Genomic DNA, 10781 nt, shown 5'->3' with positions numbered 1-10781 from the left:
CGGGAAGCCGAAACGGGAACCGGGCGGCTGGACACGCTGGTCAGTGCCGCCGCCGCGCGGCACCCGGACCGGATCGCGCTGCGCTGCGAGGGCATCAGCCTGACCTATGCCGCGCTGGAGGCGCGCGCCAACCGGCTGGCGCATCGTCTGGTGCAGCTCGGCGTCGGCCCCGAGACGCGGGTGGGCCTGTGCTGCGAACGCTCGTTCGAGATGATCGTGGGGCTGCTCGCGGTGCTGAAGGCGGGCGGTGCCTATGTGCCGCTGGACCCCGAACACCCCGACGACCGGCTGGCCTATATGCTGGAAGACGCGGCGCCGGTGCTGGTGCTGGCCCAGAGCGCGCAGGCCAGCCGCCTGCAATCCCTGACCCCCGCCCCGGTGCTGACCCTCGCCACCCACCCCGATCCCGCCAACGGCGAGAGCGAGGCCCGCTCCCTCCCCGAAACCCCGCCGGAAACCCGAACAACCCCCCAAAACGCCGCCTATGTCATCTACACATCAGGCTCCACCGGAAAACCAAAGGGCGTATGCGTCGAGCACAGGGCCATCGTGAACCGCGTCCTGTGGCTGCATCATGCCTTTGCGGTGCAGCCCGGGGACCGGATGGTGCAGAAGACGCCCTTCGGTTTCGACGTGTCGGTGGGCGAGATCTTCCTGCCGCTGGTGGCCGGGGGGGTGCTGGTCATCGCGCGGCCGCGTGGGCATGTCGATGTCGCCTATCTGGCGCGGCTGGTGCGGGAGGAGGCGATCACGCTGATCCATTTCGTGCCGCCGATGGTGGAAGCCTCGCTGGGGCAGGCCGACCCGTCGGATTACGCCTCGCTGCGCGGGGTGCTGTGTTCGGGGCAGGCGCTGCCGCGCGCGGTGCAGGACCGGCTGGCAGAGTTTGTGCCGCATGTGCGGCTGCACAACCTCTATGGCCCGACCGAGGCGGCGGTGGAGGTCACGCATTGGCCCTGCGCACCGGAAGATCCGCGCTTTGGTCCGGGGGTGCCCATCGGGCGGCCCATCGACAATGTGGCGATGTATGTGCTGGACGATGATATGGAGCCGGTTCCCGTGGGTGTGCCGGGGCATCTGTTCATCGCCGGGGTTGCGCTGGCGCGGGGTTATGTGAACCGTCCCGACCTGACGGCGGGGGCCTTCATCCCCGATCCGCTGGGGCCGCCCGGCAGCCGGATGTATCGCACCGGCGACCGGGCGCGCTATCTGCCGAACGGGGCCATCGACTTCCTTGGCCGGGCGGATGACCAGCTGAAGATCCGAGGCGTGCGGATCGAGCCGGGCGAGGTGGAGGCCGCGATCATGGCCTGCGGTATCCGCGAGGCGGTGGTGGTGGCCGGGCCGGATGCCAGCGGCGAACTGGGGCTGATCGCCTATGTCGTGGCGCGGTCCTTCGACGAGGCGGATCTGCGCGAGCAACTGGCGGGCCGTGTGCCCGACTTCATGATGCCCACAGCTTTCGTGGTGCTGGAGGCGGTGCCGCTGACACCGAATGGCAAGGTGAACCGCAAGGCGCTGCCGGCGCCCGATTTCACCAAGGCGGTGGCCTTCGTCGCCCCCCGGACCGAGACCGAGGCGCGTATCGCCGCGATCTGGGCCGAGGTTCTGGGCCGCGGGGAAGTCGGTGTGACCGACAATTTCTTCCGGCTGGGCGGTCATTCGCTGCGGGCGGTGACGGCGCTGAACCGGCTGGGCGAGGCCTTCGGGATCGAGATCGGGCTGGAAAAGGCCTTCGCGCTGCAAACCGTGGAATCGCTGGCCCGGCATATCGACAGCCTGCGCGGCCCCGCGCCGGAGACCCCGAAGAAGAAGATGCGGATATGACGGCAGCGGTTCTGTGGCGGCGGCTGGCCGCGCTTGGCATCACGGTTTCGGCGGATGACGGCGATCTGGAGCTGGAGGGCGATCTGGAGGCGCTGGACGAGGCTCTGATCGCCGAGATCCGGGCGGCGAAGCCTGCGCTGCTGGACTGGATCGCGGCGCGGGAAATCCGGCCGCGCCGGGCGGCGTCGGCGGATTATCCGCTGTCGGGCCAGCAACAGCGATTGTGGTTCGTGCAGACGCTGGACCCCGAAAGCGCGGCCTATAACCTGCCCGCGGCCTTCCGGCTCAGCGGCGCGCTGGATGTGGCGCGTCTGGAAGCGGTGCTGCACCGGATCATGGAGCGGCATGCCGCGCTGCGCACCCGCTTCGTGGTGGTGAACGGCCTGCCGCGTCAGGTGGTGCTGCCATCGGAGGCGGCGCGGATCACGCTGGAGGTCACGGATCTGACGGGCGTTCCGGCTCAGGCACGGCTGGAGGAAGCGCGGCGCCTCGCGGCGGCCGAAGCGGCACGGCCCTTCGATCTGTCGGTGGCCCCCCTGATCCGGGCGGCGCTGTTCCGGCTGGGCGAGGGTGATCATCTGCTGGTCATCACCCTGCATCATATCGTGGCCGATGGCTGGTCCATCGCGCTGCTGATGCGCGAGGTGGCCTTGCTGTGGCATGGCGAAAGCCTGCCCGCCCTGCGGCTGGACTATGCCGATTACGCGCTGTGGCAGAACGGCCCCGGCGCGCCGGTTCAGGACGAGGCACTGGACTGGTGGAAGGCGGCGCTGGCCGATCTGCCGCCGGTCTCGACCTTCCCCGCCGATTTCGCGCGCCCGGCGCTGCCCTCCGGGCAGGGCGGCGCGGTCGATCTGGAGCTTGCGGCGCCGGTGGTGGCCGGGTTGCGGCGGCTGGCCACACAACAGGGCACAACGCTGTTCACCCTGCTGCTGGCGGGGCAGGGGGCCCTGCTGGCCCGCTATGCCCGGCAGGAGGACATCTGCATCGGCAGCCCGGTTGCCAATCGCGCACGGGCCGAGGTCGAGGGGATTTTCGGCTTCTTCGTCAACATGGTCGCGCTGCGCTGCCAGCCCCGGCCTGACCTGCCGCTGGGGGATTACCTGCGCGCGGTGCGCGAGCAGGTGGAGGCGGCCTTTGCCCATCAATCCGCCCCGTTCGAGCGGGTGGTGGAGGCGACGGGTGCCGCGCGCCGTCTGGATCAGGCGCCGTTGTTTCAGACGGTGCTGGTCTTGCAGAATGCCGCCGGGCAGGCGGTGCATCTGCCGGGGCTGGAGGTCGCGCCCTTCGCGTTGCCCGCCGCACCGCCGAAATTCGATCTGACGGTGACGGCGGTGGAACTGCCCGAAGGCGGGCTGAGCCTGCAACTCGCCTATGATGCCGGGCTGTTCCGGCCGGATACGGCGGCGCGGATCGGGCGCAACCTGACCGCGCTGCTTCAGGCCATGGCGGCGGCCGATCTGTCGTTGCCGCTGGGTGATCTGCCGATCCTGGGGATCGAGGAGCAGGCGCTGCTGACGGTGACGCTGGCGCGCGGGCCGCGCAGCGAGGGGATGGCCGATCCGGTGGCGCGGCTGGCGGCGCTGGCGGTCGAAGCGCCGGATCATCCGGCCATCGTTTGCGGGGCGGCGGGGTTGAGCCGGCAGGGGCTGGACCTGCTGGCGCGGCGCTTTGCCACCGCCTTGCGGGCGCGGGGGATCGGGCCGGGGGATCTGGTGGCGATCCATGCCGAGGCCGAACCCTGGCGGGTGGCGGCGATGCTGGCGGTGCTGCGCTGCGGTGCGGCCTATCTGCCGCTGGAGCCGTCTTACCCGGCAGAGCGACTGGCCTATATGCTGGAAGATGCGGCCCCGGCGCTGGTGATCGGCGGGCGGGCGGCCTTTGCGGGCGGATTGCCCTGCCTTGACCCGGCCGATGTGGCCGGGCTGCCGCCCGATGACAGCGCCCTGCTTGCCGCCCCGGCCGAGGCGGCGGCCTATGTGATCTATACCTCCGGCTCCACCGGGCGGCCCAAGGGTGTGGTGGTGCCACATCGCGGCCTGCGCAATCTGTGCAACTGGATGGCGGGCTATCTGTCCTTCGGCCCGGAGAGCCGCTTCGTTGCCACCATGCGCTTCGGCTTTGACGGTTCGGTAGCCGAGACCTGGCCGATCCTTGCCGCGGGCGGCACGCTGGTGATGACGCCGCAGCCGGTGCAGGACGATCCGGCGCATCTGCTGGACTGGCTGGTCGGTCAGCAGGCAGACGCCTGTTTCCTGACCACGCCGCTGGCCGAACTGGGCATGGCGGGGGGGCAGCTTGACCGCGCGGGCATGGCGGTGATGACCGGCGGCGACCGGCTGCGCCAACGTCCGGCCGAGGGCGCGGGCTGGGTTTTGCACAACAATTACGGCCCGACCGAGACGACGGTGATCGCCACGGCGGGCGCGGTGGCGCCGGGGGCGGGCGATGATCCGGCGATCGGTCAGCCCATCGGCAATACCCGCATCTACCTGCTGGACGCCCGGCTGAACCCGGTGCCGCTGGGCGCGGTAGGGGAGCTGTGGATCGCGGGCGAGGGCGTGGCGCAGGGCTATCTGAACCAGCCGGGCCAGACGGCGGCGGCCTTCCTGCCCGATCGTTTCGGGCCACCCGGCGCGCGGATGTATCGCTCGGGCGATCTGGCGCGGCGGCGGGCAGATGGCGCGCTGCACCATCTGGGCCGGGTCGATGCGCAGATCAGCCTGCGCGGCTACCGGATCGAGCCCGGCGAGATCGAACAGGCGCTGACCCGGCAGCCGGGGGTCGAACAGGCACTGGTTCTGGCGCGCGAGGGGAGGCTGCTGGCCTGGGTGATCGCGGCGGAAGGCGCTGCCGATCCGGCGGCGCTGCGCCGGGCGCTGGCGCGCGACCTGCCCGAACATATGGTTCCTGCGGCCATTCTGCCGCTGGAATGCTGGCCGATGACGGCCAATGGCAAGATTGACCGCTCCGCCCTGTCGCAACCAGAGGTGCAGGCGGGCACGTTCAGCCCCCCGCAGGGCGAAACCGAGCTTTGGCTGGCGGGCATCTGGCAGGATCTGCTGGGCGTCGCGCAGGTCGGGCGCGAGGATAATTTCTTTGCCCTCGGCGGGCATTCGCTGCTGACGACACAGGCGGCCTCGCGCATCCGGGCGGAACGGGGGTCCGACCTGCCGCTCCGGCTTTTCTTCGAGGCGCCGACGCTGGCCGATCTGGCGGCGGCACTGGACGAACGGGCGGTAACAGGTGCGCGGGGCCTGCCGGTCCTGCATCCGCGCGCGGCGGGGCGGGATGATCTGCCCTTGTCCTTTGCCCAGCAACGGCTGTGGTTCCTTGACCAGCTGGAACCGGGCAATCCGTTCTATAACATCCCCGGCGCGCTGCGGTTGCAAGGGCGGCTGGAGCAGGGGCTGTTGCAGCAGACGCTGGACCGGCTGATTGCGCGGCACGAGACGCTGCGCACCCATTTCCCCACCGTGCAGGGTGTGCCCCGGCAGGTGGTGCGGCCCCGACGGGACCTGCCGCTGCAGGTGACCGACCTCTCCGCCCATGACGCCGCCACCCGCGACCGGCTGGCGCGTGATCTGGTGGCGGCGGATGCCCGCGCGCCCTTTGATCTGACGACCGGCCCGCTGCTGCGGGCGCATCTGGTGGTTCTGGCCCCCGAGGATCACCTGCTGCTGGTGAACCTGCACCACATCATTGCCGACGGCTGGTCGATGGGTGTGCTGATGCGCGAGGTCGCGGCGATCTATGCCGCGCTTCAGGCGGGTAAGGGGACGGACCCGCTGCCGCCCTTGCCGGTGCAATACGGCGATTTCGCGCTGTGGCAGCGCGACTGGCTGTCGGGCGAGGAACTGGCGCGGCAAGAGGGCTACTGGCTGGCGCGGCTGGCCGATCTGCCCGCCACGCCGCTGTCCCTCCCGCTGGATCATCCGCGCCCTGCGGCGCAAAGCCACCGGGGCGCGACGCACAGTTTCGACATCGGCGCCGGTCTGGCCGCGCGGCTGAAGGCGCTGGCCTCGGGGCAGGGCGCCACGCTGTTCATGGTGCTGAACGCGGTCTATGCCGTGTTGCTCGCGCGGTATTCCGGGCAGACTGACATTCCGGTGGGCAGCCCGATCGCCAATCGCCGCTCGGCCCAGGTCGAGGGGATGATCGGCTTCTTCGTCAATACCATCGTGCTGCGCCATGCGGTCGAACCGGGGCAGAGCTTTGCCGGATTCCTGTCGCAGGTGCGCCGCACCGCGCTGGAAGCCTTCGATCATCAGGATCTGCCGTTCGAGCAGTTGATTGACCTGCTGAACCCCGAACGCAGCCTTGCCCATGCGCCGGTGTTTCAGGTCAGCTTCGCGCTGCAAAACGCACCCGCGGCGGCGGCGGATCTGCCGGGGCTGCGGTTGCTGTCGGTCGAGGCCGAGGCGGTGACCGCCAAGTTCGACCTGACGCTGACCGGTTTTGAAACCGGGACGGGCCTGCATTTCGATTGCGAATATGCCACCGACCTGTTCGATGCGACGACCATCGAGCGGTTTTGCCACGATTATGCCGCGCTGCTGGGGGCGGTGGTGGCGGCGCCCGACACGGCGCTGCATGCGCTGCCGCTGGTGACAGCGAAAGATCGCACCCGGCTGGCGGGCTGGAACGACACCGCCGCGCCGATGCCCGCCGAAAGCGCGCTGGCGGCCTTCGAGGCACAGGCGCAGCTCCGGCCCGATGCCGTGGCGCTAAGCTGGAATGACGAAGACCTGACTTATGCCGCGCTGGACCACCGGGCCAACCGGCTGGCCCATGCGCTGATCGCGGCGGGGCTGCGGCCTGGCGATGCCGTGGGTCTGGGCTGTGGGCGCGGCCCCGATCATGTCGTGGCCATGCTGGCGGCGAACAAGGCGGGGGCGGTCTATGTGATGCTGCCGCTGGACGCGCCGGATGAGCGTATCGGCTTCATCCTCCGCGATACCGGGATGCGCCATGTGATCGGCCAGCCGGAACCGCGCTGGGGCGATGCCATCGTCATCGCGCCCGAGGCCGAAGGCCAGCCGGGGACGCCGCCCGCTGTGGCCCGCCCCGACCGCGCCTATATCGTTTATACCTCCGGCACGACCGGGGCGCCCAAAGGCTCGATCAACACCCACAGCGGCCTTGCAAACATGAGCCGCTGGTATGCCGACCTGTGTGACCTCCGCCCCGGCACGGCGGTTTCGGTGGTGGCGAATATCGCCTTCGACGGCATCCTGCCGGAAATCTGGCCCGCGCTGATGGTCGGGGGCCGTCTGGTTCTGGTGCCGGACGAGGTGCTGCGCGATGCCTGGGCGCTGGCCGATCATCTGGCCCGTGCGCGGGTCGAGGTGCTGTATCTGCCGATGGGCTATCTGGAGACGCTGGCCGCCACCGGCTTCGACTGGCCGCAGAGCCTGACGCGGGTGGTGGCGGGCGGCGACCGGATGAAGCGCTATGTGCTGCCGCCCGAACGCGGCCTGCCACTGATCAATATCTATGGCCCCTCCGAGACGCAGAGTATTTCCACCGCCGAGACGGTTCTGCCCGGCCATGACGGGCCGATCACCATTGGCCGTCCGATCCCGAATGTGCGCATCCATATCCTCGATGCGATGCTGAATGATCTGCCGCCCGGTGCGGTCGGGGAAATCTGCATCGCGGGCGCCGGGGTGGGCGAGGGCTATCTGGCGCGGCCCGGCCTGACGGCGGAACGCTTCGTCCCCGATCCTTCCGGCCCGCCCGGTGCGCGGATGTATCGCAGCGGCGACATGGGGCGCTTTCTGCCCGATGGCCGCATCGACTATCTGGGCCGTGGTGACGGGCAGCTGAAGATCCGGGGCTTCCGGGTAGAGACCGGCGAGGTGGAGGCCGCGCTGCTGGCCCAGCCCGGCATTGCCGAGGCGCTGGTGCTGGCGAAGCCCGATCCGGTGGCAGGTGCGCGTCTGCTCGCCTGGGTGGTCCCCGAGGCCGAGAGCCGCGAGAGCACGCATTGGGAAAGCACCTTCGACCAGATCTATGCCGAGGAAGCGGCGGACGAGACCCCGGCGGACAGCGGCTTTGACATCACCGGCTGGACCGACAGCTATTCCGGCGCCGCGATCCCGGCGCCGGAAATGGCCGAATGGCTGGAGGAAACTATTGCCCGCATCTCCGGCCTGTCGCCCCGGCATGTGCTGGAAATCGGCTGCGGCACCGGCATGATCCTGCATCGCATCGCCGGGCAGGCCGAAACCTATACCGGCACCGATCTGTCACAGACCGTGCTGACCCGGCTGGCGCGCAGCCTGCCGCGCGATCATGCCGTGCGCCTGCTGCATGCCCCCGCCGATGACTGGTCGCAACTGGGCGACCGGCGGTTCGATACGGTGATCCTCAATTCCGTGGCGCAGTATTTCCCCGGTCTGGCCTATCTGTCGGACTGGCTGGCCGGGGCGGTGGCCCGCGTCGAAACCGGCACGATCTTCCTGGGTGATCTGCGCAATTTCGCGCTGGCGGAGGCGTTCCAGACCTCGGTCGCGCTGCATCATGCGGGCGCGTCGGCGACGGTTGCCGATCTGCGGCAGGATGTGGCGCGGCGCCTTGCGGCCGAACCGGAACTGCTGGTCGATCCGGTCTGGTTCCATGCCTTCGCCGCCAGCCAGCCGCGCATCTGCCGCGTCGATGTGCTGCCGAAGGAAGGCGCCGCGCGGAACGAGCTGATGCGCTTCCGCTATGACGTGCTGTTGCATATCGGCCCGGTGACGGCACAGGCCCCGGAAGACTGGCAGCCCGCCCCGCTGCCCGAGGCGCTGCCCGATCTGCTGGCGGCGGCTGCGCCGCGTCTGGCGCTGCGCGACCTGCCCTTCGCCCCGCCTGCCGGGCCGCTTGCCTCGGCGCGGCTGCTGCATGAACTGCCCGATGCCGCCCCTGCCAGCGCCGTGCGGGTGCCGGAGCCTGCGGGCTTTGACGCGCGCAGCCTGCGCGATCTGGCGGCGGCGCATGGCTATCATCTCGATCTCGGGCTGGCCTCCGGCACCGGGCATGTGCATGCGGTGTTCCGCCGCAGGGATGCATCCCCGGCGCATTGGCCGAGCCTCTGGTCCAAACCACCGCGCCTGTCGCCGCGTCTGGCCAATACGCCGCATATCCCCGAACGCGACACCACCTTGTCGCGCCGGTTGACCGAGGCGCTGGGGCAGAGCCTTCCGTCCTACATGTTGCCGTCGTCGATCATGGTGTTGTCTGGATTTCCGTTGAGTCTGAACGGGAAGGTGGATCGTCGGGCCTTGCCTTTGCCGGTGGTTCAGGGCGGTTCGGTTGTGGTCCGGGCCGGGGTCGAGGCGGAGCTGGCGGGGCTTTGGGCGGAGGTTCTGGGGCTTTCGGCGGACCGGATCGGGGCGGGGGAGACGTTCTTTGCGCTTGGCGGGCATTCGCTTCTGGCGACGCAGCTGATCGCGCGGGTGCGGCGGCGCTGGGGGATCGAGCTGTCGCTGCGGGCGCTGTTCGAGCATCCGACGCTGGAGGGGCTGGCGCCGGTGGTGGCGGCGGCCATCGCGGGCAAGGATGCGGTGCAGGACGGGGGCAGCTTGCAGGACGGCGGCGCGCCGGTGCTGCCCGATCCCGTGCTGCCCGATCCGGCGCCGCGCGGGCCGGGGCCGGTTCCGCTGTCCTTCGCGCAGCAGCGGCTGTGGTTCCTCGACCAGCTGTCGCCGGGCGACACGGCCTATAACCAGCCGGTCGCGCTGCGGCTGACCGGGCGGCTGGAGCCGGACGCGCTGGCGCAGGCGCTGACCGGGCTGGTGGCGCGGCACGAGGCGTTGCGCACGGTCTTTGCCACCGATCAGGCGCTGCCGGTGCAGGTGATCCTGCCGCCCGGCCCGGTCGATCTGCCGCTGGAGGATCTGTCGGATGCGGCCGATCCGATGGCCGCCGCCGGGGCGCGGCTGGCCGTTCTGGCGGCCGAGCCTTTCGATCTGGCGCGCGGTCCGCTGCTGCGGGCGCGGGTGATCCGGCTGGGGCCGGAGGATCACCTCGCGGCGCTGGTGCTGCATCACATCGTCTCGGACGGCTGGTCGCTGGGGGTGTTCCTGCGCGAACTGGCGGCGCTTTACGAGGCGGCGCTGGCGGGGCGGGCGGCGGATCTGCCGCCGCTGCCGCTGCAATACGGCGATTACGCGGCCTGGCAGCGGGCGCATCTGCAAGGGCCGGAGCTGGAGCGGCAACTGGCCTACTGGCGCGCCCGGCTGGCCGGGATGCCCGACCGGCTGGCGCTGCCGACCGACCGGCCGCGCCCGGCGGTGCAAAGCCATGCCGGGGCGGTGATGCCCTTCGATCTGCCCGCCGGTCTGACCCGCGCGCTGGAGGCGCTGGCGCGGCGCACCGGGACCAGCCTGCACATGGTGCTGGTGGCGGTGCTGTCGGTGCTGCTGGCGCGGTGGAGCGGGCAGGAGGACATCGCCATCGGCACGCCGGTGGCGGGGCGGCGGCATGCGGCGCTGGAGGGGCTGATCGGCTTCTTCGTCAATACTTTGGTGCTGCGCGCCGGGGTGGATGCGGCCGAGCCGTTCTCGGCGCTGCTGGGGCGGCTGCGCGAGGATGCGCTGGCGGCGCAGGCGCATCAGGATCTGCCCTTCGACCAGCTGGTCGAGGCGCTGCAACCGGCCCGCGACCTGAGCCATGCGCCGCTGTTCCAGGTGATGCTGGCGCTGCAGAACGCGCCGCTGGGGGCGATGGCCTTCGGCGGGCTGCAGCTGGAGCCGGCGGGCGTGGCGGTGACGGCGACGAAGTTCGACCTGACCTTCAGTTTGCAGGAAGTGCCGGGCAGTTTGCAGGACCTGCCGGGGCAGGGCGGGCTGACCGGGGCGATCGAATATGCGACGGATCTGTTCGATGCGGCGACCATCGCGCGGCTGGCGGCGCAGTTCCGCCATCTGGCGGCGGCCTGCGCGGCGGCGCCGGAGACACGGATCGGCGCG

At 70.5% G+C, this 10781-nt stretch carries 2 protein-coding genes; both read left to right on the top strand.

Annotation, left to right across the window (positions count from 1 at the left end):
- A partial coding sequence (locus AO684_RS20680; RefSeq protein ID WP_152968500.1) for an amino acid adenylation domain-containing protein occupies positions 1-1827 on the top strand: 1827 nt, incomplete at its 5' end.
- Positions 1824-10781, top strand: an 8958-nt coding sequence (locus tag AO684_RS20675; protein ID WP_152968499.1) for a non-ribosomal peptide synthetase, incomplete at its 3' end; no start/stop codon positions are given. The genes AO684_RS20680 and AO684_RS20675, both read left to right, overlap by 4 nt.

Source organism: Gemmobacter sp. LW-1, from assembly GCF_001303875.1.
GTDB classification, from domain to species: domain Bacteria; phylum Pseudomonadota; class Alphaproteobacteria; order Rhodobacterales; family Rhodobacteraceae; genus Gemmobacter; species Gemmobacter caeni.
Note: the sequence above shows the minus strand (reverse complement) of the source record. Positions and strands in the feature narration are given on the sequence as shown.